The following is a 22,774-nucleotide window of genomic DNA, read 5'->3' as shown; positions in this document are numbered from 1 at the left end:
TATCACCAGATGTGACAGTTGATCGACTAGTGTACTTATGTACCGTCGATCGCGAAGGAGGGCGTATGGGCACCGACGCCACCGCTCAGGGCGAATTCGAGGTCGATGAGGACTGGGTCCGCTATGAGGTTGTTGAACCGCACATCGCGCAGATCACCATCAACCGGCCCGACCGGCGCAACGCCATCCTGTCGCCCGGAATGCATCAACTCTTCAAGGACCGACTCGACCGCGCGGAAGACGACGATCAGGTCAAGGTCGTCCTGCTGTTGGCCGAGGGCAAGGACTTCTGTAGCGGTGACGACGTGCGCCGGCTCCCGGTGGAAGAGGCGGGACTGCGCAAGGGCGAGCGACTGCCGCAGACCGCTCGCCTGGCCAACGCCCGGCGCCTGCACCGGCACTTGACCAACTGGCTGGAGTTTCCGAAGACGGTGATCGCCGGCTGCCAGGGTGCCACGCTGGGCGCCGGGATGAATCTGGCCCTGGCCGCCGACATTCTGCTCGTCTCCGATGACATGTACCTCGCCCGCCCCCAGGCGCGGATCGGGTTCGCGGGCTTCTCCACCGCCATGCCGCTCGCGCTGCTCAAGCTGGGGCCCAACCGCGGCTATGAGGCGATGATCACCGGCCGCAAGGTCACCGCAACCGAACTACGCGACTGGGGGGTGGCCGCGTCGGTGACGCCGGCCGAGCGGCTCCGCGACGAAGCGTTGCGGTATGCCCGCGCCATCGCCCACCACTCGGCCGACGGGCTGATGGTGGGAAAGCACGCCCTGATCGCGTTCTGGCACGCCGTCGGGATGGCGCAGTTCGGAGACTGGGTTCCCATGGGCCACACGGTGTTCAGCAACCTCGTGTGGCGCGACGACGAGTTCAACTTCATGAAGGAACGCAGTACCCGCGGCGGCCGGGAGGCGATGGCCGAGCTGGAGCGCCGCTATGCGGAGTGGGGATTCGAATAGCCCACTAAACAGCTATACAGATATTGTATGGATGTTCTGTATGCTCGTCTTTGACGCGAGGCCACGAGGAGTTGGATGACGATGGGTGTGTTGGACGGACGGACCGCGTTGGTGACGGGGGCCGGGCGGGGAATCGGCGCCGCGGTGGCCGAGGGCTTGGCCGCCGAGGGCGCGACGGTCCTGGTCTCCGATGCGGGCGTCGGCGTGGACGGGACCGGACACGACTCCGGTCCGGCCGAAAGCGTCGCGGCGGCGATAACGAGCCGTGGCGGCAAGGCATTCGCCGATACCACCGACATCACCGACTTCGCCGCGTGCGCGGATCTCATCGGCCGCGCCGCCGAGACGCTCGGCGGCCTGGACGTCGTGGTGAACGCCGCGGGGATCCTTCGCGACGGCATGGTCTTCAAGATGAGCGAGCAGGACTGGGACGCGGTGGTGTCCGTGCACCTCAAGGGAACGTTCAACGTCACGCGCCACGCGGCCGCCTGGTGGCGGGAGAACCGGGGCGGGCAGTACCGGCTGATCACCTTCACATCCATGTCGGGCTTGCAGGGCGCGCCGAGCCAGCCGAACTACGCCGCGGCCAAGATGGGCATCGTCGGCCTGACCTTCTCGTGCGCCAACGCGCTGCGCAACTACGGGGTGCGCTGCAACGCCGTTGCGCCGATCGCGGGCACCCGGATGACGCAGGGCATCAAGGGCGGCGGCAGCATGGACTACTCGGACTCGAACGTTCGCCTTTCGCCGAAGAATTGCGTGCCGCCGGTCGTGTATCTGGCCAGCGAGCAGTCCGACTGGCTCAACCGGCGCGTGATCTTCGCCGGCAACGGGCGGATCAGCCTGATGTCCAATCCGGTCGTCGAACGCGAGATCGTGTCGGCGTCGGGAACCTGGGATATCCCCACCGCCTTCGCCGAGATCGAAACGTCGTTCAAGGAAGCCGTGCTATATCCGAACATCTTTGACAAGCCACCGTCCAGCTGAGCCGACCGAAGAGCCTGACAATGACCGAGCTTGCCACCGAATGCGTGCCCCAAAAGTTCGCCTGCGGTGAGACTTTCGTGCCCAAGAGCCGGTACATCGACCCGGAATTCCTGAACCTCGAGCTCGAGCGATTGTTCACCCGGGTGTGGCAGCCCGCGTGTCGCGAAGAAGAAGTCCCGGACGCCGGCTGCTTCTACGAGTACACGATCGGGCGGCAGTCCATCGCCGTGGTGCGCCAGAAGGACGGCAGCATCAAGGCATTCCACAACACCTGCGCCCACCGCGGCATGAAAGTCGTCCGCGGCAGCGGTTGCTCGGCCAACAAAGAGCTGCGCTGCGAATTCCATGGCTGGCGTTATGAATTGGACGGCCGGTCCTCCTTCGTCCCATGTCGCGACGAATTCGCACCGCGCCCCCGCCAGCAGTGGGGCCTGCGTCCCGTCGCGGTGGGGACGTGGGGTGGCTGGGTGTTCGTGAGCATGGCCGAGGACCCGCCGGATCTGCTCGAGTGGCTGGACCCGCTGCCGACCGCGCTGGCGCCATTTCGGTTGCAGGACATGCGCTACCGCTGGCGCAAGCGCACATTCCTGCCGGCGAACTACAAGACCGTCATCGACGCTTTCATCGAGGGCTATCACACGCCCGGGACCCATCCGCAGACGATGCGATCGGCGCAGGGCCCGCGGCCGTCTGCGGAGCCCGCAGCGCCGCAGGAATACGTCTACGCTCCCTACACCCCGACCATCACCTATAAAAACCACTCGCGGTTTGTCTACACGCAGCGTCCCGAGCATGCCGGCCGCGACAAGGGTCGCCAGGAGCAGGCGGCGCGACCCGAGGTGTTCGCGAATTCGATGAAATACCAATACCTCGAGGTCGGGTCGCTGGTCACCGAGCGAGACTACCGGGCCGCGCAAAAGCTGGCCGCGATGGAGCCCGGCGACATCCCACCGTTTGTTCTGTACCACCAGATGTGCGAGGAACTCGCCCGCGCCGAAGGCGTTGACTTCCCGCGGATGTCGATGGAGCAATACTTCGCGGGGAACGGCGACTGGCATGTGTTTCCGACCATGGTGATCCTGGTCGAGAAGTCCTGCCTGCTCGGATACCGCATGTTGCCCGACGCCGAAGACCCGAATCGGTGCACGTTCGAGATGTTCTCGCTGGAGCATTTCGCGCCCGGCGAGGTGCCCGAGACGCAGTGGCAGGTCTTCGAGCGGTGGCAGGACCACGACGGCTGGGGCGAGCTGCCCTCACAGGACCTGAGGAACATCGGCGCCATCCACGCGGGCATGCACTCGGCCGGGTTCGAGGGACTCTGGCTCAACACCGCCCAGGAGATGTCCATTCGCAACGAGCATGCGATCGCCGACAGGTTTATTTTCGGTGCCGACGGTGACAGGTAGACGGTGCCGGCAGCTGCAGATGGTGTCGCAAGTTCACATCCTCCCGGCGGCACTCAGGGCCTGATCCCGTAACCCTCACCGTCGTCGGCCAGATAAGTCACCTCGTACCAACGTCGCGGTGGCTGCGCGCCGGTGTCGTACTCGTCGGTGGGGGTCGCGCGATCGAGCCGGACGTCGGTCAACAGCGGATTGTTCGCGCGGACATAGTCTTCCAGCTCGGCGAGCAACGCGTCGCCCGTCAGGGTCGTATCCGCGAGCGCCCTACCTTCGCGCTTCGCCCAACTCACGCGTTACATCTTGCCCCGAGGGGCGGTCGCGACGCGATTGGCTAGGTGGCAATCCGCCCGTCGAGCACGATGCCCAAGCGGACGGCGCCGTCCCTGCGGTGCACACCCTCGATGCGCACCTCGATGTCCGGCCGCCGCGGCTTGCCGGCGGTCGAGGCGGCCGGGTTCTGGAAGGTGATCATCCTCGATCTCCTCTCTCACTGCGCCCCCGCTTCATCAAGGGTGCGCTTGGTTTACCCACTATTCGGGGTGCGACACGGTCACGATTAGGGCAAGACGGTGTGCATCAGCATCACGTCGTACGCCGACCACAACGACAGGTTGAAGTACAGGTCTCGACCCGACGACCAGGGGTGAATCATCGGCGCGTAGATGCCGCCGGGCATCGAGAACGACGACACGAGTGGCTGCTCGGGGCTCCACGGTCCCTCCGGCGTCGGCGCGGTCCGCGCCACCACGTCGTTGCTGCCGCCGTTGGTGTAGAGCACCAGGTACTGCTTCAGATAGTTGTTGTACTGCGCCGACATCTCGCCCACCGGACCCGGGAAGATCGGCGTCGCCGCCCCCGGGTTGTTAGGCACCCAATGGCCGCCGTTGTCACCGTTCCAGTACTGGTACTTGGTCAGGTCGGGCAGCTGCCCCGGGGGCACGCGCGACAGGAACGCCGCGCCGCCGCGCCCGGACGGGGTGCCGAACTGATACAGGTAACCGTCGTTGCCCTTCATGAAGGCGCCCATCTGGAAGTTCTCGTTGCCGGGGGTGTACCCGGCTCCCGGGATGGCGTCCGGGGAGGCCGTACGGATCGAGGTGGGGAAGATCCCCCAGTTCTGGCCGTTGTCGTTGGACCTGGCGATCGCCGAGTAGTTCGTGCTCCATTCGCCGTCACGGCCCCACTGCCGGATGGACATGTAGCTCATGTACTGCGTCCGGCCGATCGAGATGCCGGCGGTCGGGATGATCCCCGTCTCGTGCGCCGCCTTGTGGATGGTGTTGACCACCTGCTTGGACAGGCTCGTCGCCCACACCGGCGAACCGGAGTAGCGGTCGTTGGGGATGCCGTCAGCGATGTGGATCCCGTGCGATAGGTCATGGTCCGAGCTGCGGAACAGGGTGTTGTATCGCCACTGCTGGCCCTTGACCTTGCAATAGCCGAAGGTGTCGCCGAAGGCCATCAGGACCTGGCGGTTCGCGGGATCGCCGTTGTCCCAAGCGATCCCGAGGTCGGTACCCGAGATGCTGAAGCGTTGCAGGGTCTTGTTCGGGCCGTCGGGGCCGGTCACCCAGTCGACGAGCGACGTCGGCGCCCCCGCGATGGAGGGCGGCGGTGCCGGCGCCGGCTGCGGCGGCGGGACCGGGGCGGCGTTGGGCTGCAGCTGACCGGCGTTCGGCGGCTGCGGCAGACCGGGGGCGGGCTGGTTCGGTCCGGGTGGCAGGACCTCGGCCTGCGGCCGCATCGGGGCGACCTGGCGACCGGGAGTCGTCGGTTTGAGGAACTGGGAGATCAGCGGGCCCAGCCTGGGCAGGGGCGCCTGGTCATTGGTGTGGGACGGCCTGCGGCCGGTCGGCGGCTGGACCACCGGTTGCGGTGCGGGCACCGCGGGCTGCGCGGCCGGTGGGTCGATGTTGGCTTCCGGGGCGCCGCAGGGGGTGGCGTTCGCCGACGGCGCCGGGCCGACCACGTAGACGAGCCCGACCGCGGCCGCCGACGCCATCGAGAGCGACACACTTCGAAGAATCGCCGACATGTAACACCTTTCGAGCGGCGGTACACCGCATTGACGTCCGCAGTTGGCTCATGTGACGATAGTGATCAGCGCGGCTGTTGTGACTAGTGATGCGACGATAGGTACGTTTCCGTGACCGTGTCGCAACGAGGCCGATCCCGCCGTCGGCCGGTTTGCTCCAGTCTTGTTTGCGCAGACAGCCCGCATCGAGCCGGTTTCCTGCGCCGGTCCCCCGCGTTGTCGCTGCAAGGCGGGCGCCGAGCCGGTTTCCCGCGCCGGTCCCCCGCGTTATCGCTGCAAGGCGGGCGCCGCAACGAAGGCCCGAAGCCCGTCGGGACCCCGTGCGGTCAGCACCGGGGCCGAGTACGCTCCCGTCGTTGGCCGGGTTCGGCAAACGCCGACGTAGGCCTCGCGGCCCGCCAAGGAGGGCGACCGATGCGTGATGCCGTGCAGGACAAGCCGTTCGGAGGCCAGGCGTATCTTCGCCGGGTGGTCGCCGCGTCCATGGCCGGCACGGTCGTGGAATGGTACGAATTCTTCCTCTACGGGACCGCGGCCACCCTGGTCTTCAGCAAGGTGTTCTTCCCGCGCGGCGGCAACGAACTCGACGCGATCCTGGCCGCGTTCGTGACCTATGCGGTCGGCTTCGCCGCCCGTCCGCTCGGTGGCATCGTCTTCGGCCAGCTCGGTGACCGCCTCGGGCGCAAGAAGCTGCTGCAGCTCAGCCTGCTGCTGGTCGGCGTCGCCACCTTCGCCATGGGCTGCCTGCCCACCTACGCCCAGATCGGCTACTGGGCCCCCACGCTGCTGGTGGTGCTCCGCTTCGTCCAGGGCTTCGCCGTCGGCGGCGAATGGGGCGGGGCCGTCCTCCTGGTCGCCGAGCACAGCCCCAGGGCCAGCCGCGGTTTCTGCGCGAGCTGGCCGCAGGCCGGCGTGCCGGGCGGCAACATGCTGGCGACCGTGGTGCTGCTGGTGCTCACCTCGACGCTGCCCGACGCGGCGTTCCTGAGCTGGGGTTGGCGCGTCGGCTTCTGGCTTTCCGCGGTCGTCGTTCTGATCGGTTACTACATCCGCACCAAAGTGACGGACGCACCGATCTTCTACGAGGCGCAAGAACAACCCCAAGCCCTCGTTGCCAACCGGTTCGGCGTTGTCGAGGTGGTGAAGCGTTACCCACGCGGCGTTTTCACCGCCATGGGCATGCGGCTGGGCGAAAACACCATGTACTACCTGGTGGTCACCTTCTCCATCACCTATCTCAAGGTGCACGTGCACGCCGACACCAAGGCCATCCTGTGGTGGCTGCTGGCCGCGCACGCCGTGCACTTTGTGGTCATTCCGCTCGCCGGCAGCCTCAGCGACCGATTCGGTAGGCGCCCAATCTATTTCGTCGGCGCCCTCGCAGCATGCAGCTGGGGTTTCTTCGCCTTCCCGATGATGGACAGCGGACACCACGCGATCATCCTGTCCGCGATCGTAATTGGACTCGTGTTTCATGGGCTCATGTACGCGGTCCAGCCGGCGGCGATGGCCGAGATGTTCCCGACCCGGATGCGGTATTCGGGGGTATCGCTGGGCTACCAGGTGACATCGATAGTGGCGGGCTCGCTGGCGCCGATCATCGCGGTTCGCCTGCTCGAGACCTACAGATCCGCGGTGCCCATCGCCTGGTATCTGGCGGCGACCGCCGCGGTCAGCGCGCTGGCCGTCCTGGCCGCGGCCGAGACGAAGGGCGTCGACCTGGCCGCGATCGACCTCGCCGACGCCCACCACCCGAAGGCGGGCCCGGAGCCCACCGAACTCGTGGAGGGGGCCGCCTGAACCCCGGCGCCGAACGAGGTTGTGTCCGCATGTTTGTGTACGGCCGTACGGGGCAATGTTCCATGAGAGGCGCACGCGTCGGCCGGCCTTCGCGTTCGCCTAGGTCCCGTCGGTTCAGCCCGAGAGCCGACGGGGCCGCCCTCTTTTTGGCGAACCCTTCCCCTCGACCGCTCGCGGATACGCCTGAACCACGGGGCGATCCAGGAGTACCGTGCGGCGTATGGATGGCTCGTCAAGCGTGTGGATCCTGGGCGGTTGGCAAACCGATTTCGCTCGCAACCTCACCAAGGAGGGCCGCGACTTCGCCGCCCTGACCGCCGAGGTCGTCGAGGGGACGCTCGCCTCGGCGAAGGTGAACGCCGCCGACATCGAGGTGGTGCACGTAGCGAACGCCTTCGGCGAGATGTTCGCAAGCCAGGGCCACCTCGGGGCGATGCCGGCCACGGTGTGCGCCGACCTCTGGGACACGCCGGCGTCCCGGCACGAGGCGGCGTGCGCGTCGGGCAGCGTCGCGACGCTGGCGGCGATGGCCGATCTGCGGTCGGGCGCCTATGGCACGGCACTGGTGGTGGGGATCGAACTCGAGAAGACCGTGCCCGGTGACACCGCCGCCCAACACCTGGGTGCCGCCGCATGGACGGGACACGAGGGAGCCGGCGCGCGGTACCTGTGGCCGTCGATGTTCGCTGAGGTCGCCGACGAGTACGACCGGCGCTACGGCCTGGACGACGCGCACCTGCGGGCCATCGCGCAGCTGAACTTCGCCAACGCCCGGCGCAACCCCAACGCCCAGACCCGCGCGTGGACCGTCCCCGACCGCATCACCGACGACGACGCGACGAACCCCGTCACCGAGGGCCGACTGCGACGCTACGACTGCAGCCAAATGACCGACGGGGCAGCGGGATTGGTCTTGGTCGGCGATGCCTACCTGCGCGACCATCCCGACGCGCGACCCATCGGCCGCATCGACGGCTGGGGGCACCGCACGGTAGGGCTTGGACTGCGACAGAAACTGGACAGGGCGGCGGACGACCCATACGTCCTTCCGCACGTGCGGGCGGCGGCGCACGACGCGTTGCGGCGCGCGCGGCTGACCCTCGAGGACCTCGACGGGTACGAGGTGCACGACTGCTTCACCCCCAGCGAGTACCTGGCCATCGACCACATCGGGCTGACCGGCCCCGGCGAGTCCTGGAAGGCCATCGAAAACGGTGAGATCGAGATCGGCGGCCGGCTTCCCATCAACCCCAGCGGCGGGCTGATCGGCGGCGGCCACCCGGTCGGGGCCTCGGGCGTGCGCATGCTGCTCGATGCGGCCAAGCAGGTCAGCGGTGCGGCCGGCGACTATCAGGTGGAGGGGGCCAACACGTTCGGCACCCTCAATTTCGGCGGCAGCACCGCAACGACCGTGAGCTTTGTTGTCAGCGCGGCGGAGGGGGCCTGACATGGACGTCGAGATCGTCGGCAAGTTCCTGTCCACGCTGCCCGAGGACGACGACCACCCGTACCGGACCGGGCCCTGGCGCCCGCAGACCACCGAGTGGGACGCCGACGACCTCACCGCCGTGCAGGGCGAACTCCCGCGCGACCTGGACGGCATCTATCTGCGCAACACCGAGAACCCGCTGCACCCGGCGCTGAAGACCTATCACCCGTTCGACGGCGACGCCATGCTGCACATGGTCGGCTTCCGCGACGGAAAAGCCTTCTACCGCAACCGTTTTGTCCGCACGGACGGGTTTCTGGCGGAGAACGAGGCCGGCGAACCGCTGTGGCCGGGGCTGGCCGAGCCGGTGCAACTGGCCAAGCGTGACGAGGGCTGGGGCGCCCGCACCTTGATGAAGGACGCGTCGAGCACCGACGTCATCGTGCACCGGGGCGTCGCGCTGACCAGCTTCTACCAATGCGGCGACCTGTATCGCGTCAACCCATACTCCGGCGAGAACCTGGGCAAGGAGAGCTGGAACGGGCGCTTCCCGACCGATTGGGGGGTGTCCGCGCACCCGAAGGTCGACGGCAAAACCGGCGAATTGCTGTTCTTCAACTACAGCAAGCGGGACCCGTACATGCGCTACGGCGTCGTCGACCAGAACAACGAGCTGGTCCACTACGTCGACATCCCGCTGCCCGGGCCCCGCCTACCGCACGACATGGCGTTCACCGAAAACTACGTGATTCTCAACGACTTTCCGCTGTTCTGGGACCCCAGGCTGCTCGAGCAGGACGTGCACGCGCCGCGGTTCTACCCCGACATCCCGTCCCGTTTCGCGATCCTGCCTCGCCGCGGCGGCACCGACGAGATCCGTTGGTTCGAGGCGGACCCGACGTTCGTGCTGCACTTCGTCAACGCCTACGAGGAGGGCGACGAGATTGTGCTCGACGGTTTCTTCGAGGACGATCCCTCCCCCGCCGACACCGGTGGATCGAAGTGGGACAGGCTGTTTCGCTTCCTCGCGTTGGACCGCCTGCAGTCGCGGCTGCACCGGTGGCGTTTCAACCTCGCCACCGGTGCCGTGCGCGAAGAGCGGTTGTCGGAGTCGATCACCGAATTCGGCACCATCAACCCCGATTACGCCGCCGGCGACTACCGCTACGCCTATGCCGCCACCGGCAAGCCGGGCTGGTTCCTGTTCGACGGTTTGGTCAAACACGACCTGCGCACCGGAAGCCAGCAGGCGTTCTCCTTCGGCGACGGGGTCTACGGAAGTGAAACGGCGATGGCGCCACGCGTCGGCGCCACCGGCGAGGATGACGGTTATCTGGTCACCCTCACCACCGACATGAACGCCGACGCCTCCTACTGCGTGATCTTCGACGCGGCCCGGCTCGAAGACGGGCCGGTGTGCAAACTCCAACTGCCGGAACGCATTTCCAGCGGAACCCATTCGACGTGGGCGCCCGGCGCGCAGCTGCGGCGCTGGGATACCGCGGAGTCGGCGGCGAGCGCGGTGGGGCTGTGATGGACGAGCACCGGCGCCACCGCACGCACTGGCCGGCGCAGCTGGCCTCGATCGGCGGCATCCGTTTCGCGCGCCGGTCGGCCAACTTCGAAGAGACCGTGCGGTTTTACCGTGAGCTCGTGGGGCTGCCGCTGTTCGAGACGTTCGGCGAAAGCTACGGCAGCAACGGCGCGATCTTCGGCCTGCCCAGCTGGAACCTGACGCTGGAGATCGTGGAGTCCACCGAACCCGTCGCGGTGGACCATCACGAACAGCTGTGCCTGTACTTCCCCGACCGGCAGGCGCAGCAGGCGGCGATCGCGCGGCTGCAGGAGGCCGGCCTGGAACCCACCGAGCAGCACCCGTACTGGGAGGCGACGGGCGCGGTCACCTACCGCGACCCCGATGGCCGCGAAATCGTGTTCGCGCCCTTCGTGTTCGGCGTCAACGAGCCAAGCGACAGCGCCGCCTCGGGCACGCACGAGTTCCCGTCGAACTAGCGCCCGGACCGACCCGAAACCAGGGCCGCGACTACCGCCGCGGTCGAGCACACCACCGCCCCGGCCTCCGCCACCGCGCCCACGTAAAAGCCATACTGCGCCGAGACCGGCGGATTGACGTTGAGCTTGTAGTACCACACCGTGAGCGCGACGATCAGCAGCGAAATCAGAAGTGCGCCAACCGAAGCGAGCCGCACCGACAGGCCACGGCCGACCATCGCCCCGGTCACCAGCAGCGCCGAGGACAGCAAGACGATCAGCTGGCCGGCGCCGAAACCGCGGGGAAGTTCGAGGTTGCCGTGCGCGCCCCCGATGGCGTTGGCCCAGCCCCCGCCGTTGACCGCCGTCGTCAACCAGGGCAGCCACGCGCTGGCCGAGATCACCACCGCGAACAGCGCCACCAGCCAACCCGGGCGCAGAGTCATGTAAGCGAGATTAGCCGACCGGGGAGCGGCGATCGCGGCGATCAGTGGCCAACGCCGCCGTGTCCATTCATGCCCGGGTCGGGCCTGGTGAACACCGTCACGAAGTTCTGCAGCGACGCGTCGATGTCGCCGCGCAGCGCGGCCGCGACGATCATGCCGATCGGCCCGAACAGCGCCGGGCCGCCGAGGTGCACGTCGAAGCTGACGATGGAGCCCTCCTGCGCGGGCTGGACTTTGGCCATCAGCTTGACCTTGACGCCACCGACGCCGTCACCGTTGAGGGTCATGCCCTCCGGCGGCTTGTACCGCACCACCGTCCACTTGATCCGGTTGTACATGCCCTTGACTTCGACGATCGACTCCACGACCGTGCCCTTGTCGATGTCGTCGGGCAGTTTGCTGCGCCACACCCGGTGAATGGTCAGCCAGTCCTTGTACCGGGACAGGTCCGAGGCATGCTTCCAGGCCACCTCGGGGGGCAGCGGGACGTCGATGGATCCGGAGAGTTTCGCCATGAGCTCAGTTCTCGTTGTCGCCTTTTGCGGATTCGGCCGCCTTCTTGACCTCGTCTTGCACTTTGTGGATGGTGTCGGAGTACTTGCCCTGCGTCTTGTCGTCGACGAATTCGCCGGCCTTGTCGATGACCGTCTCGACCTTGTCGGCGTTCTGCGACAGCAGCTCTTTGGCCTTGTCCAGGAATCCCATGTACCCCGTCCTTTCCCCGCCGAAATCCTACTAACCCTTCGGGTCCGCGCTCGCCGGTGGTCAGCGCCACAACCGCGGCTGTACGCCCAGCATCCGGGCCCGGATCCACCACATCGCCTCCACGGCGGCGGCGCCCAGCACACCGATCCCGACGGCGGTCGACGTCATCGCGATGTTCGAGGGGTCCAGCAGGAACGCCTTGCGGGCCAGCGGGATGCTGAAGATCACCACGTAGGCCAGCCCGGAACCGATGACCAACGCGACCCGCCACCACTGGTAGGGGCGGGCCACCACCGCGAGCACCCACAGCGCGGTCATCAGCAGCGTGATCAGGGCCGCGGTCGACGCCTGCTCCTGTTGCTGGAACGTCGCGTGCCGGCCGTGGTAGGCCAACAGGTACGACGCGAACGTCGCGGTGCCGACGATCAGCCCCGAGGGCAGCGCCGAGCTCAGCACCCGCCGCACGAAGCCGGGGTTGGCGCGTTCGTTGTTGGGGGCGAGCGACAAGATGAACGACGGGATCCCGATGGTGAACCACGCCGCGATGGTGACGTGGATCGGCTGGAACGGGTAGAGCAAGGGATCGGCCTTGATCACCTTGGAAAACAGGCATTCGATGCCCACCAGCAGCGCCAGCAGCACCGAGTAGACCGTCTTGGTCAGAAACAGGTTGGCGACCCGCTCGATGTTGCCGATCACCCGCCTGCCCTCCGCGACCACGTACGGCAGGGTGGCAAACCTGTTGTCCAGCAACACGATCTGCGCGACCGCACGCGACGCCGGGCTGCCGGCGCCCATCGCGACGCCGATGTCGGCGTCCTTGAGGGCCAGCACGTCGTTCACGCCGTCGCCGGTCATCGCGACGGTATGCCCGTGCGATTGCAGGGCATGCACGATCGCGCGCTTCTGGTCGGGTCGCACCCGGCCGAAGGTGGTGTAGGCGTCCAGCGCGTCGGCCAGTTGCGGGGGCTCCGACGGTAGGTTGCGCGCGTCCATCGTCTCGCCGCGCAGCCCGAGCTTGTCGGCGACGGCACCGACCGACACCGCGTTGTCGCCGGAGATCACCTTGACCGAAACCCCTTGCTCGGCAAAATAATCCAGTGTTTCCGCCGCGTCCGGACGCACCCGTTGTTCGAGGACCACCAACGCGGCGGGGGTGACGCTGCCCGGGGCGTCCGGGTGGTCGACGGGCACGTCGCCGGTGCCGAGCAACAGGACCCGCAGCCCCTGCGCGCCGATCCGCTCGGCCTGCCCGGCGGCCGCCGACGCCGGATCGAGCAGCACGTCGGGCGCCCCGATCACCCAGTTGCCGTGCTCGGCGTAGGACACCCCGCTCCACTTGGTGGACGACTTGAACGGCGCTGTCGCCGTGGCGGTCCAGCCGGGTGGCCGCTGGTAGGTCTCGGCGATCGCCTGCATGCTGGCGTTCGGGCGCGGGTCGGCGGCGGCCAGCGCCGCGAGGGCGTCGGCGACGCGGTTGCGCTGTGCCGCTTCGAATTCCTCGACGCCCGCCACGCGCATGCCGTTTTCGGTCAGGGTGCCGGTCTTGTCCGCGCACACCACGTCGACCCGGGCCAGCCCCTCGATGGCGGGCAGCTCCTGGACCAGGCACCGGCGCTGGCCCAGCCGGACCACCCCGACGGCGAACGCGACCGACGTCAGTAGGACCAGGCCTTCGGGCACCATCGGCACCAGGGCGCCCACCGTCCGCAGCACGGACTGCCGCCAGCCCGTGTGCGTGGTGAACAACTGGGTGTAGATCGTCAGCAGACCGGCGGGCACCAACAGGTAGGTGATGAACTGCAGGATGCGGTTGATGCCGTTGCGCAGTTCGGATTTGACGAGGGTGAACTTGCTGGCCTCCTCGGCGAGCTTGGCGGCATACGCCTCCGGCCCGACCTTCGTGGCGCGGTAGGCACCCGTTCCGGCGACGACGAAGCTGCCCGACATCACGGGGTCGCCGGTGGCCTTGCCGATCGGGTCCGCCTCGCCGGTCAGCAGCGACTCGTCGACCTCCAGGTTCGTCTCCTCGACGACCTGGCCGTCGACGACGATCTGGTCGCCCGGGCCGAGCTCGATGATGTCGTCGAGCACCACCTCGGCGGGCGAGCGGGTGCTGGTCCCGGATTGCCTGCGCACCAACGGTTTCGCCTGCCCGACGATCGCCAGGGCGTCCAGCGTCTGCTTGGCGCGGATTTCCTGGACCATGCCGACGACGCTGTTGGCGACGATGAGCAGGCCGAACATCCCGTTGATCAGCGAACCCGTCGCCAGCACGATCAGCAGCAACACCCCCAGGATCGCGTTGATCCGGGTGAAGACGTTGGCCCGCACGATGTCCGCGATGCTGCGGGTGGCGCGTTCGCGGACCGCGTTGCTCTTGCCCTCGGCGACCCGCTGCGCCACCTCGGCATCGGTCAGGCCGGCGATCATCGGGTGAACGTTCCCAACTTGTCCGAGTCGTAGTACTCCAGGTTCAGGGCGTTCCCGGCGAACACGGCCTTGGAAATCGTTCCGGGCGGGGCGTTTTCGTCGGTCAGACCGAAGGTGAAGGTGTCGCCGTCCCAGTGCGTCAGGGCGACCGTCCGGTTCTTCGGTCCCATCGCCAGTTGCAGGGCGCCGTCGCGTTCGGTGACGATGGCCGGGCCCCAGTAGTCGCTGGCGTAGACGCCCACGTAGTCGCCCAGCGGTTTGGCCGGGCCGGGGTTGGCGGGTGGCTGCTTGCCCACCAGCGAACCCTCCGGATTGTTCAGCCAGCCGATCGCCTTCTTGTAGAGGGCGGCCCAATCCTCGCGAATCTGGCCGTGTTGCACGAGGTCCATGAACTGGGCGGTCAGGGTTTCGGGGATGCCGTAGGGGGCGCCGTTCGTCAGCGCGACGATGCCCAGGTCTTCGGAGGGCAGCACCACGAAGTTGGTCGCCGCGCCCAAATCGAAAGCGCCGGAATGGCTGTACTCGGTGCGCCCCGAGGAGTCCACCGACGCGTTGAAGCCGTATCCGTAGAAACCCGAGCGCCCCTTGGGCGTCGACGCGGGCGCCGACACCGTCTGCGGGCTGATGGCCGGCAGCAAGGCCTCCGCCGACGCGACCCGCTGTCCGTTGTAGGTTCCGTTGCCCAGCAACATCATCAGCCAACGGGCCATGTCGTTCACCGACGAACTCACGCCCCCGGCCGGCGACTGGGGGTCGGGATCGCGCTGGAATCGGGGCTCCCACTTGTCGGCGACCTTGATGTGGTTGACCGCGCGGTCGGGCCGCGCGACGAAGTCGGCGAAGCGCGAACTGGTCGACGTCATTCCCAGCGGGCGGTAGAGCACCTCGTCCGACAGGTCCTCCCACGATTTGCCCGCCGCGGCGGCCACCGCCTCGGCCGCGGCGGTCACGCCGTAGTTGGTGTAGGCGTAGCTGGCCCGAAAAGGGGCCAGCGGCAGGTACTTCAGCCGCTCGAGGGTCTGGCGACGGTCGTAGCCGAGGTCTTCGAGTTTGTCACCGGCGTGATCGGGCAGCCCGGAACGGTGCGAGTACAGGTCGCCGACGGTCACGTGGCCGGTGACGTACGGATCGCTCAGCGCGAACCACGGCAGCCTGGACGTGACCGGGGTGTCCCATGCGACGACGTGGTCGCTGACTTCGTGCGCGACCACCGTAGCGCCGACCGATTTGGAGACCGAGGCCAACTGGAAGACGGTGTCGGCGTCCACCTTGTTGTCCTGCCCCTGCCCCCTGCTGGCGTCTCTGAGTCCGAAACCCTTGGCGTATAGCACTTTCCCGCCGTGGACGATCGCCACGGCCATCCCGGGGACGCCGGTGGCCTTCATCAGGTCGCCGACCAGGCCGTCGACCTTTGCGACGGCGTCGTCGATGCGGCCGGCGGGGATCGCCAGGCCGGACACCTCGTTGGGCGGCGCGTCAGAGAGCGCGGGTGGGCTGGATGCCGGCTGCGCGGGCCCGCATCCGGTCAAGCCGAGCAGCACCGCGGCGGCGGCCGCGGCCGCGCGTTTCGTCATGGCCGAACCTTAGCCTGGGGAGGTCGCCGGGCCCCCGAATCAGAGCCGCCACCAGGGATTCGATTTCACCGCCGCGGGATCGACGCGTTGCCCGGGGGCGGGGACGGCCACATTGACTTGTTCCGTTCCCGCGGCGACGAGCAGGCGTTCCACCGGCTCGGCCCACGGGTGCGGGGCCAGCCGGAAGGTGCCCCAGTGGATCGGGACCAGCAGGCCGGCGTCGGTGAGATCCAGGTGTGCCCGCACCGCCTCCTCGGGGTTCATGTGCACGTCCGGCCACGCCGAGTTGTAGGCACCGATGGGCAGCAGGGTCAGGTCGAACGGTCCGTGCTCTTCGCCGATGTGCGCGAAGCTCTTGGTGTAGCCGGTGTCCCCGCCGAAATACGCCCGATGGTTCGGCCCGGCGAAGGCCCACGACGCCCACAGCGTGGTGTTGCGGTCCAGGAAGCGGCCCGAAAAATGCCGCGCCGGCATGCAAGTGATGGTCAACTGGTCGACCTGCTGGCTCTGATGCCAGTCGAGCTCGACGATGCGGTGCTCCGGGATGCCCCACGCGCGCAGGTGGGCACCGACGCCGAGCGGCACGAAGAACGGGGCCCGCTGGGTGCGGGCCAGCGCGGCCACCGTATCGATGTCCAGGTGGTCGTAGTGGTCATGGCTGATCACCACCGCATCGACGGCGGGCAGCCCCTCCAGCTGCACCGGCGGCGGATGCAGCCGCTGCGGCCCGACGATGTCCGAGGGCGAGCATCGGTCGCTCCACACCGGGTCGGTGAGCACCCGGTAGCCGTCGATCTCCAGCAGCGCCGTCGAGTGACCGAACCAGCTGACGGCGAGCCGGCCGGGATCACCGTCGAAGATCGCCGGCGCGGCCAACGGGATCGGCGCCGCCGGCCTGCCCACGCTGCGGTTCGCGATCAACTCCCACAGCACCAGCCGCAGTTCCTCGCGGTCCATCGTGGACTCGGAGGCGGGCTCGAGATTGACGAAGACACCGTCGCGGTAGTTCGGTGACGACTCGGTCACCGCCCGGATCGACGCGGGGTGAGCGCCGAGGGCCGCCGGCGCGCCGTGCAGCGCCCGCACCACCCAACCACCGGCCGCCAGCGACGCCGTACCGGCGGCCAGTCGCAGCGCCCCCCGCAGCATGACCGTCAGGCCCCCTGGAACTTCGGCGGCCGCTTCTCGATGCGCGCGACCTGGGCTTCGATGACGTCCTGGCTGCCCCAGGCCCGGTCGAAGAGCTCCTTGTGCTCCGGCGCGGCCTCCTCGATGGCGCCGTCGTCGTTCAGGACCCGCTTGGCGTGTTGGATTGCCAACGGCGCCAGGCCGGCGATCTCGGCGGCCCAGGCCTGGGCGTCGGCCAGCGTCCCGATGCGGTTGGCCATCCCGGTCTGCAGCGCAACGTCGGCGGTGAGCTTCTCCGCGGTCAGCAGCATGGCCCGGGCACGGCCGTGACCGACCAGCGATGACAGTCGCCGGATGCTCCAGTTGTCAAGGGCCAGGCCGTATTTCGATGTGGGGAATTGGAAGAACGCTTCCGGCGCGACGACCCGCAGATCGCATTGCATGGCCAGTTGCAGGCCCGCGCCGATCGCGGGGCCGTTGACGGCGGCGATCACCGGGATCAGCGTCGTGTCCATCACCTTGTGCAGCTCGATGAGCCGGTCGGGATAGTCGGCGGCGAACGCGTCGCCACTCAGGTCGGCGCCGGCGCAGAACGCGGTGCCCTGGCCGGTCAGCACGATGGCCCGGACGGTCCCGTCGCTCGCCTTCTGGAAGGCCTCCCGCAGCTCCTCCACCAGCTGGGAGTTGAGGGCATTGCGGCGTTCGGGCCGCTGCAGCTCAATGGTCAGCACGGCTTCGGCCTGGGTAACACCGATCATGGCAGCCACCCTATATAGCCTCGTCTCGTGAGTCGTATCACGGCTGCTCAGCTGCGGGACGCGGTGCTGGATGAGGGCTCTTTCGTCCGCTGGGACAGCGAGCCGCTCGCCATCCCGGTCAGCGAGGCGTACGCGCGAGAGCTGGCCGACGCGCGGGCGGCCAGCGGCCTGGACGAATCGGTGCTGACCGGCGAGGGCCGGATCTTCGGGCGCCGGGTGGCGGTCGTGGTCTGCGAGTTCGGCTTTCTCGGCGGCTCGATCGGGGTGGCGGCCGCCGAACGGATCACCGCCGCGGTGCAACGGGCGACCGCCGAGGGGCTCCCGCTGCTGGCGTCGCCGAGCTCCGGCGGCACCCGCATGCAGGAGGGCACGGTCGCGTTTCTGCAGATGGTGAAGATCGCCGCCGCCGTCCGCCTGCACACGCGCGCCCACCTGCCCTACCTGGTCTACCTGCGCAACCCGACCACGGGCGGCGTGTTCGCGTCGTGGGGTTCGCTGGGGCACGTCACGGTCGCCGAGCCGGGCGCGCTGATCGGGTTCCTCGGGCCGCGGGTGTACCAGCTGCTCTATGGCGAACCCTTCCCCGAGGGCGTCCAGACGGCGGAAAACCTGCAGCGCCACGGCGTGATCGACGGCGTCGTCCCGGTGGGTGAGCTGCGCCGGATGCTGGACCGCGCGCTGACGGTGATCGCCGACCCGCCCGAGCCCCTACCGGCGGCACCGCCGCCCGAGCCGATCCCCGACGTGTCGGCGTGGGACTCGGTGGTGGCCTCCCGCCGCCCGGACCGCCCGGGGGTGGGGCTGCTGCTGCGCCACGGCGCCACCGACCCGGTGTTGCTGTCGGGCACGGAACAGGGCGAGGCGGCGACGACGCTGTTGGCGTTGGCCCGGTTCGCCGGCCAGCCCGCGGTGGTGCTCGGCCAGCAGCGGGTGACGGGCGGGATGGTGGGGCCCGCGTCGCTGCGCGAGGCCCGGCGCGGCATGGCGCTGGCCGCCGAGCTGCGCCTGCCGCTGGTGCTGGTGATCGACACCGCCGGCCCCGCCCTGTCGGCCGAGGCCGAACAGGGCGGGCTGGCCGGGCAGATCGCCCAGTGCCTGGCCGAGCTGGTGACCCTCGACACCCCGACGGTGTCGGTGTTGCTCGGGCAGGGCAGCGGCGGGCCGGCGCTGGCGATGGTGCCCGCCGATCGGGTGCTGTGCGCGTTGCACGGCTGGCTGGCGCCGCTGCCGCCGGAAGGCGCGAGCGCGATCGTCTTCCGTGACACCGACCACGCCGCGGAACTCGCTGCGGCGCAAGGCATCCGGTCGGCCGACCTGCTGGCCTCGGGCATCGTCGACGCAGTCGTGCCCGAGTATCCCGACGCGGCCGACGAGCCGGTCGAGTTCTGCCGGCGGCTCTCGCGCGCCATCGCCGCCGAACTGCGGGGGCTGAGCGCGCTCCCCGGCGACGAGCGCCTGTCCGCCCGACTGCGGCGCTACCGCCGCATCGGGCTGCCGTGACGCCCCGACGTCTCGCGACTCAGCCCTCCGGCAGCCCGAGGTAGCGCTGGATCGTCGGGCCCAGCCACTCCACGATCTCGTCCCGGCTCATCCCGACGACCGGCGGCAGCCGTAATACGAAGCGGCACAAGGCCATTCCGAGGATCTGCGTCGCGATCAGCCCGGCCCGCACACCGATGTCGCTCGGCGGCACGAAGGACGCCACCAGCGGTTCGATCTGGCTTCCGAAGATCTCCTGCATCCGTTGCGCCGCTTCGCCATTGGTGGCGCTGGACCGCAACAGGATCACCAGCGCCTCGTCACCCTCCCAGCGTTCGAGAAAGTGCCGGACCAGCGAGCGCCCGACCTGCGCCGGGTCGGCCGCGGCCAGGTCGGGAAAGCGCAAGTCGAACTCGGCCGCGGCGGCGAACAGCTTGTCCTTGCTGCCGTAGTACCGCATGACCATCGCGGGATCGATCCCGGCGTCCGCGGCGATCGCCCGAATGGTCGCGCCCTGAAAACCCACGGCGCCGAATCGCTCGCGGGCCGCCGCCAGGATTACCGCCTTCGTCTCGTCCGACGACCTTCTCATGCCAACGATTGTAGGCCAACAACTGTTGACATCGCGCCACCGGCGCGCCAGCATGAAGGTATGTCAACAAGCGTTGACCAACTCACGAGGAGAGGAGCCGGCCATGCAAGACACCGATGTCCTGGTGGTAGGCGCAGGTCCGACCGGTCTGACGCTCGCGGCGGCACTGCTGCGCCGCGGGATCGGGGTGACCGTGGTCGACAAAATGGCGGCCGGCGCCCACACGTCGCGCGCCGCCGCCGTCAACGCCCGCACCCTGGAGGTGCTCGAAGAGCTCGACGTGTCCCGGCGGATGGTCAAGGCGGGGCTGATCGCACCGCGATTCACCATGCGGCAGGGCCGGCGCATCCTGATGCCCGTCGACTTCGACGCGCTGCCCTCGGCCCACCCGTACACGCTGATGCTGTCCCAGGCCGACACCGAGCGGCTGTTGTTCGAGCGGCTCCGCGAACTCGGCGGCGACGTCGTCCGGCCCAAGGCGCTGAGCCGCATCACCCAGGACGCCGACGGTGTCACGGCGACGTTCGATGACGGCGACACCATCAGGGCGCGCTATACCGTCGGCGCGGACGGCATGCACAGCACCGTGCGCGCGCAAGCCGGAATCGGCTTCCGGGGCGGGGAATTCGCCGAATCATTCACGCTCGCCGACGTCCGGGTGACCGGCGAGGCGCCGCGCAACGAGGTGATCCTGTTCTACGCCAAGGATGGCCTGACGGTGCTGGCGCCGCTGCCCGGCGACATCTTCCGCGTCGTCGCGCCGACGGCCGACGCGCCCGAGCGGCCGTCGGCCGAGTTCGTGCAGGCGCTGCTGGATGCCCGGGGCTTCGGGCCGGGGCGAACGGCGGTCACCGAACTGGTCTGGGGCTCGCGGTTCCACATCCATCACCGCGTCGCCGACAGCTACCGGGCCGGCCGGCTGCTGCTGGCCGGCGACGCGGCCCACGTGCACAGCCCCGCCGGGGGCCAGGGCATGAACCTGGGCATCGCCGACGCGTCGGCGCTGGCCGGGGCGCTCGCCGAGGTCCTGCGCGGCGGCCCGGAGGCGGCGCTGGACGCCTACAGCGCCACCCAGCGCGAGCGCGCCGAGCGTGTGCTGAAACTGACGGGGCGGCTGACCCGGGTCTCGACCCTGCCGCGCCCGTTGCGTCCCCTGCGCAACGCGGGAATGCGGCTGGCCGCACGGTTTCCCGCGGTGCGGCGGCAGCTGGCGCTGCGGTTGAGCGGGCTCGCGGCCCGATAAGCCAACTCCGCATCAGCCCGGCGTGACTCGCCGCATCCGAGCGAATCCCGAAGGCCGGCACCCCATTTCGTCCGCACGCCGATACCAGCGGGCAGTTGCGGCGCAGCGTCGAAACCGTAACCTTTTGGGCACCGGCGGCCCATCCTGGGCGCCGCCGCCGCGAACAATCAGGCAAGATGGGCGGCATGGACACCGGTGGGATCTCACCTCGCGTCTTGGTCGTCGACGACGACTCCGATGTGCTCGCCTCGCTCGAGCGCGGCCTGCGGCTGTCCGGGTTCGAGGTGTCGACCGCGGTCGACGGCGCGGAAGCCCTGCGCAGCGCCACCGAGACCCGGCCGGACGCGATCGTGCTGGACATCAACATGCCCGTCCTGGACGGCGTCAGCGTCGTCACAGCGCTGCGGGCGATGGACAACGACGTCCCGGTCTGCGTGCTCTCCGCCCGCAGCTCGGTCGACGACCGGGTGGCCGGGCTCGAGGCCGGCGCCGACGACTACTTGGTCAAGCCGTTCGTGTTGGCCGAGCTCGTCGCGCGGGTCAAGGCGCTGCTGCGCCGCCGCGGCGCGACGGCAACCTCGTCGTCGGAAACCATCACCGTCGGTCCGCTGGAGGTGGACATTCCAGGCCGGCGCGCCCGGGTCAACGGCGTCGACGTCGACCTGACCAAGCGGGAGTTCGACCTGCTGGCGGTGCTGGCCGAGCACAAGACCGCGGTGCTGTCCCGCGCGCAGCTGCTGGAGCTGGTGTGGGGTTACGACTTCGCCGCCGACACCAACGTGGTCGACGTGTTCATCGGTTACCTGCGCCGCAAGCTGGAGGCCAACGGCGGTCCCCGGCTGCTGCACACCGTCCGCGGAGTTGGGTTCGTGCTGCGCATGCAGTAACCAGGTCGAGCGACCATGAATTTTCTGTCCCGGATCCTGACCCGTACGCCCTCGCTACGGGCCCGGGTGGTGGTCGCGACGGTCATCGGGGCGGCGATCCCGGTGCTCATCGTCGGCGTCGTCGTCTGGGTGGGCATCACCAACGACCGCAAGGAGCGGCTGGACCGCCGGCTCGACGAGGCGGCGGGCTTCGCGATCCCCTTCCTGCCGCGCGGCCTCGACGAAATTCCTCGCTCCCCCAACGACAACGACGCGATCATGACGGTCCGCCGCGGCGACCTGGTCAAGTCGAACACGGACGTGACGCTGCCCAAGCTGGACGTCGACTACGGCGACGCCTACGTCAACGGCGTGCGCTACCGCGTGCGCACGGTCGAGATACCCGCGCCGGAGCCCACATCGCTGGCCGTGGGCGCCACGTATGACGCGACGCTCGCCGAAACCAACAATCTGCACCGACGAGTGCTGTTGATTTGTGGCTTCGCCATCGTCTCGGCGGCGGTGTTCGCCTGGCTGCTGGCCGCTTTCGCGGTGCGGCCGTTCAAACAGCTCGCGCAGCAGACCCGATCGATCGACGCCGGGGACGAGGCCCCGCGGGTGGAAGTGCACGGCGCCACCGAGGCCGTCGAGATAGCCGAAGCCATGCGGGGCATGCTGCAGCGAATCTGGAACGAGCAGAACCGCACCAAGGAGGCGCTCGCGTCGGCGCGCGACTGGGTGCGGATGACGTCGCCGAGCACCTCTTTGCGTTGATCGTCGGACATGTCCAGGGTGGACAGCACCTCGAGGTTGGTGCGCATCGCGGTCAGCGGGGTGCGCAGCTCGTGCGACGACACCGCGGCGAAGTCGCGCGCCGACGCGAGCGCCTCCTTGGTGCGGTTCTGCTCGTTCCAGATTCGCTGCAGCATGCCCCGCATGGCT

Annotated in this window: 21 protein-coding genes and 1 pseudogene; 11 read left to right on the top strand and 11 right to left on the bottom strand. The window is 68.7% G+C overall.

Annotated elements, in window-relative coordinates; genetic code table 11:
- The first annotated feature begins 65 nt into the window (after positions 1-65).
- The 3 genes from A5702_RS23080 to A5702_RS23070 all read left to right on the top strand — a co-directional run bounded on the left by A5702_RS23080 (position 66) and on the right by A5702_RS23070 (position 3,355).
- Positions 66-962 carry an enoyl-CoA hydratase/isomerase family protein gene (locus A5702_RS23080; protein WP_068224067.1) on the top strand — a complete coding sequence of 299 codons (897 nt, stop codon included), beginning with the start codon at positions 66-68 and terminating at the stop codon, positions 960-962.
- A 75-nt stretch (positions 963-1,037) separates the two neighbouring features.
- On the top strand, positions 1,038-1,949 hold the full coding sequence (locus tag A5702_RS23075) for an SDR family NAD(P)-dependent oxidoreductase (protein WP_231965165.1): 912 nt from the start codon (positions 1,038-1,040) through the stop codon (positions 1,947-1,949).
- A gap of 20 nt (positions 1,950-1,969) precedes the next feature.
- Positions 1,970-3,355, top strand: coding sequence for an aromatic ring-hydroxylating dioxygenase subunit alpha (locus A5702_RS23070; RefSeq protein ID WP_068224063.1), 1,386 nt, complete (start codon positions 1,970-1,972; stop codon positions 3,353-3,355).
- A 53-nt stretch (positions 3,356-3,408) separates the two neighbouring features.
- Here A5702_RS23070 and A5702_RS23065 read toward each other — a convergent pair whose 3' ends face one another.
- From A5702_RS23065 to A5702_RS23060, 3 genes are all read right to left on the bottom strand, one after another.
- Positions 3,409-3,642 (bottom strand): hypothetical protein, encoded by a 234-nt coding sequence (locus A5702_RS23065; RefSeq protein WP_055404157.1) that lies wholly within the window; start codon positions 3,640-3,642, stop codon positions 3,409-3,411.
- 41 nt (positions 3,643-3,683) lie between these two features.
- The gene (locus A5702_RS26535; protein WP_156349630.1) at positions 3,684-3,824 is read right to left on the bottom strand and encodes a hypothetical protein; all 141 of its coding nucleotides are present in this window, start codon (positions 3,822-3,824) and stop codon (positions 3,684-3,686) included.
- A gap of 84 nt (positions 3,825-3,908) precedes the next feature.
- A complete protein-coding gene (locus tag A5702_RS23060) occupies positions 3,909-5,387 on the bottom strand; it encodes a DUF4185 domain-containing protein (RefSeq protein WP_068224061.1) in 1,479 nt (492 codons plus the stop codon).
- Between the two features lie 414 nt (positions 5,388-5,801).
- Between A5702_RS23060 and A5702_RS23055 the strand changes: the two genes are divergently transcribed.
- The 4 genes from A5702_RS23055 to A5702_RS23040 all read left to right on the top strand — a co-directional run bounded on the left by A5702_RS23055 (position 5,802) and on the right by A5702_RS23040 (position 10,629).
- Positions 5,802-7,187: an MFS transporter gene (locus tag A5702_RS23055; RefSeq protein WP_055404155.1), complete on the top strand. Its 1,386-nt coding sequence runs from the start codon at positions 5,802-5,804 to the stop codon at positions 7,185-7,187.
- A 220-nt stretch (positions 7,188-7,407) separates the two neighbouring features.
- Positions 7,408-8,634, top strand: coding sequence for an acetyl-CoA acetyltransferase (locus tag A5702_RS23050; protein WP_055404154.1), 1,227 nt, complete (start codon positions 7,408-7,410; stop codon positions 8,632-8,634).
- Between the two features lies 1 nt (position 8,635).
- Positions 8,636-10,150, top strand: a complete 1,515-nt coding sequence (locus tag A5702_RS23045; RefSeq protein ID WP_068224059.1) for a carotenoid oxygenase family protein — start codon at positions 8,636-8,638, stop codon at positions 10,148-10,150.
- Positions 10,150-10,629 (top strand): VOC family protein, encoded by a 480-nt coding sequence (locus A5702_RS23040; RefSeq protein WP_067904165.1) that lies wholly within the window; start codon positions 10,150-10,152, stop codon positions 10,627-10,629. The genes A5702_RS23045 and A5702_RS23040 overlap by 1 nt, the downstream gene beginning before the upstream one ends.
- Here A5702_RS23040 and A5702_RS23035 read toward each other — a convergent pair.
- Genes A5702_RS23035 through A5702_RS23005 form a run of 7 tightly spaced genes read right to left on the bottom strand, consistent with a single transcriptional unit; the run spans position 10,626 to position 17,652 of the window.
- On the bottom strand, positions 10,626-11,054 hold the full coding sequence (locus A5702_RS23035; protein ID WP_068224055.1) for a hypothetical protein: 429 nt from the start codon (positions 11,052-11,054) through the stop codon (positions 10,626-10,628). The genes A5702_RS23040 and A5702_RS23035 overlap by 4 nt on opposite strands.
- A gap of 41 nt (positions 11,055-11,095) precedes the next feature.
- The gene (locus tag A5702_RS23030; protein WP_055404150.1) at positions 11,096-11,569 is read right to left on the bottom strand and encodes an SRPBCC family protein; all 474 of its coding nucleotides are present in this window, start codon (positions 11,567-11,569) and stop codon (positions 11,096-11,098) included.
- Positions 11,570-11,573: 4 nt separating this feature from the next.
- Positions 11,574-11,759, bottom strand: coding sequence for an antitoxin (locus A5702_RS23025; protein WP_055404149.1), 186 nt, complete (start codon positions 11,757-11,759; stop codon positions 11,574-11,576).
- A 60-nt stretch (positions 11,760-11,819) separates the two neighbouring features.
- On the bottom strand, positions 11,820-14,192 hold the full coding sequence (locus tag A5702_RS23020) for an HAD-IC family P-type ATPase (RefSeq protein ID WP_055404148.1): 2,373 nt from the start codon (positions 14,190-14,192) through the stop codon (positions 11,820-11,822).
- On the bottom strand, positions 14,189-15,766 hold the full coding sequence (locus tag A5702_RS23015; RefSeq protein ID WP_068224054.1) for a serine hydrolase: 1,578 nt from the start codon (positions 15,764-15,766) through the stop codon (positions 14,189-14,191). The genes A5702_RS23020 and A5702_RS23015 overlap by 4 nt, the downstream gene beginning before the upstream one ends.
- A gap of 39 nt (positions 15,767-15,805) precedes the next feature.
- Positions 15,806-16,915 carry an MBL fold metallo-hydrolase gene (locus A5702_RS23010; protein WP_156669724.1) on the bottom strand — a complete coding sequence of 370 codons (1,110 nt, stop codon included), beginning with the start codon at positions 16,913-16,915 and terminating at the stop codon, positions 15,806-15,808.
- Between the two features lie 5 nt (positions 16,916-16,920).
- Entirely contained in the window at positions 16,921-17,652 is a 732-nt protein-coding gene (locus A5702_RS23005) for an enoyl-CoA hydratase (RefSeq protein ID WP_055404146.1), read from the bottom strand.
- Between the two features lie 27 nt (positions 17,653-17,679).
- On the opposite strand from A5702_RS23005, the gene A5702_RS23000 reads away from it, so the two are divergent.
- Positions 17,680-19,152: a carboxyl transferase domain-containing protein gene (locus A5702_RS23000; RefSeq protein WP_068224052.1), complete on the top strand. Its 1,473-nt coding sequence runs from the start codon at positions 17,680-17,682 to the stop codon at positions 19,150-19,152.
- A gap of 19 nt (positions 19,153-19,171) precedes the next feature.
- On the opposite strand, the gene A5702_RS22995 is transcribed toward A5702_RS23000, so the two are convergent.
- Positions 19,172-19,723, bottom strand: coding sequence for a TetR/AcrR family transcriptional regulator (locus tag A5702_RS22995; protein WP_055404144.1), 552 nt, complete (start codon positions 19,721-19,723; stop codon positions 19,172-19,174).
- Positions 19,724-19,826: 103 nt separating this feature from the next.
- Here A5702_RS22995 and A5702_RS22990 point away from each other — a divergent pair, with 103 nt between their 5' ends.
- From A5702_RS22990 to A5702_RS22980, 3 genes and pseudogenes are all read left to right on the top strand, one after another.
- Positions 19,827-20,966 carry an FAD-dependent oxidoreductase gene (locus tag A5702_RS22990; RefSeq protein WP_068224050.1) on the top strand — a complete coding sequence of 380 codons (1,140 nt, stop codon included), beginning with the start codon at positions 19,827-19,829 and terminating at the stop codon, positions 20,964-20,966.
- 176 nt (positions 20,967-21,142) lie between these two features.
- Positions 21,143-21,853, top strand: a complete 711-nt coding sequence (gene prrA / locus A5702_RS22985) for a two-component system response regulator PrrA (RefSeq protein ID WP_156349628.1) — start codon at positions 21,143-21,145, stop codon at positions 21,851-21,853.
- 15 nt (positions 21,854-21,868) lie between these two features.
- Positions 21,869-22,603, top strand: a pseudogene (locus A5702_RS22980) (HAMP domain-containing protein); the annotation flags it as partial.
- Positions 22,604-22,774: the final 171 nt, after the last annotated feature.

Origin of the sequence: Mycobacterium sp. E3339, assembly GCF_001666915.1 — a bacterium.
In the GTDB taxonomy this organism is placed as follows: Bacteria; Actinomycetota; Actinomycetes; order Mycobacteriales; family Mycobacteriaceae; genus Mycobacterium.
This window is presented reverse-complemented; position numbering and strand designations above follow the sequence as displayed.

Excerpts from the sequence above, each read along its gene's own strand:
- A5702_RS23030 (WP_055404150.1), bottom strand. The coding sequence starts at position 11,569 with ATGGCGAAACTCTCCGGATCCATCGACGTCCCGCTGCCCCCCGAGGTG.
- A5702_RS22995 (WP_055404144.1), bottom strand. The coding sequence starts at position 19,723 with ATGAGAAGGTCGTCGGACGAGACGAAGGCGGTAATCCTGGCGGCGGCC.
- A5702_RS23075 (WP_231965165.1), top strand. The coding sequence starts at position 1,038 with ATGACGATGGGTGTGTTGGACGGACGGACCGCGTTGGTGACGGGGGCC.
- A5702_RS23015 (WP_068224054.1), bottom strand. The coding sequence starts at position 15,766 with ATGACGAAACGCGCGGCCGCGGCCGCCGCCGCGGTGCTGCTCGGCTTG.
- A5702_RS26535 (WP_156349630.1), bottom strand. The coding sequence starts at position 3,824 with ATGATCACCTTCCAGAACCCGGCCGCCTCGACCGCCGGCAAGCCGCGG.
- A5702_RS23050 (WP_055404154.1), top strand. The coding sequence starts at position 7,408 with ATGGATGGCTCGTCAAGCGTGTGGATCCTGGGCGGTTGGCAAACCGAT.
- A5702_RS23010 (WP_156669724.1), bottom strand. The coding sequence starts at position 16,915 with ATGCTGCGGGGGGCGCTGCGACTGGCCGCCGGTACGGCGTCGCTGGCG.
- A5702_RS23045 (WP_068224059.1), top strand. The coding sequence starts at position 8,636 with ATGGACGTCGAGATCGTCGGCAAGTTCCTGTCCACGCTGCCCGAGGAC.
- A5702_RS23040 (WP_067904165.1), top strand. The coding sequence starts at position 10,150 with ATGGACGAGCACCGGCGCCACCGCACGCACTGGCCGGCGCAGCTGGCC.
- A5702_RS22990 (WP_068224050.1), top strand. The coding sequence starts at position 19,827 with ATGCAAGACACCGATGTCCTGGTGGTAGGCGCAGGTCCGACCGGTCTG.
- A5702_RS23080 (WP_068224067.1), top strand. The coding sequence starts at position 66 with ATGGGCACCGACGCCACCGCTCAGGGCGAATTCGAGGTCGATGAGGAC.
- A5702_RS23055 (WP_055404155.1), top strand. The coding sequence starts at position 5,802 with ATGCGTGATGCCGTGCAGGACAAGCCGTTCGGAGGCCAGGCGTATCTT.
- A5702_RS23070 (WP_068224063.1), top strand. The coding sequence starts at position 1,970 with ATGACCGAGCTTGCCACCGAATGCGTGCCCCAAAAGTTCGCCTGCGGT.
- A5702_RS23025 (WP_055404149.1), bottom strand. The coding sequence starts at position 11,759 with ATGGGATTCCTGGACAAGGCCAAAGAGCTGCTGTCGCAGAACGCCGAC.
- prrA (WP_156349628.1), top strand. The coding sequence starts at position 21,143 with ATGGGCGGCATGGACACCGGTGGGATCTCACCTCGCGTCTTGGTCGTC.
- A5702_RS23035 (WP_068224055.1), bottom strand. The coding sequence starts at position 11,054 with ATGACTCTGCGCCCGGGTTGGCTGGTGGCGCTGTTCGCGGTGGTGATC.
- A5702_RS23020 (WP_055404148.1), bottom strand. The coding sequence starts at position 14,192 with ATGATCGCCGGCCTGACCGATGCCGAGGTGGCGCAGCGGGTCGCCGAG.
- A5702_RS23005 (WP_055404146.1), bottom strand. The coding sequence starts at position 17,652 with ATGATCGGTGTTACCCAGGCCGAAGCCGTGCTGACCATTGAGCTGCAG.
- A5702_RS23060 (WP_068224061.1), bottom strand. The coding sequence starts at position 5,387 with ATGTCGGCGATTCTTCGAAGTGTGTCGCTCTCGATGGCGTCGGCGGCC.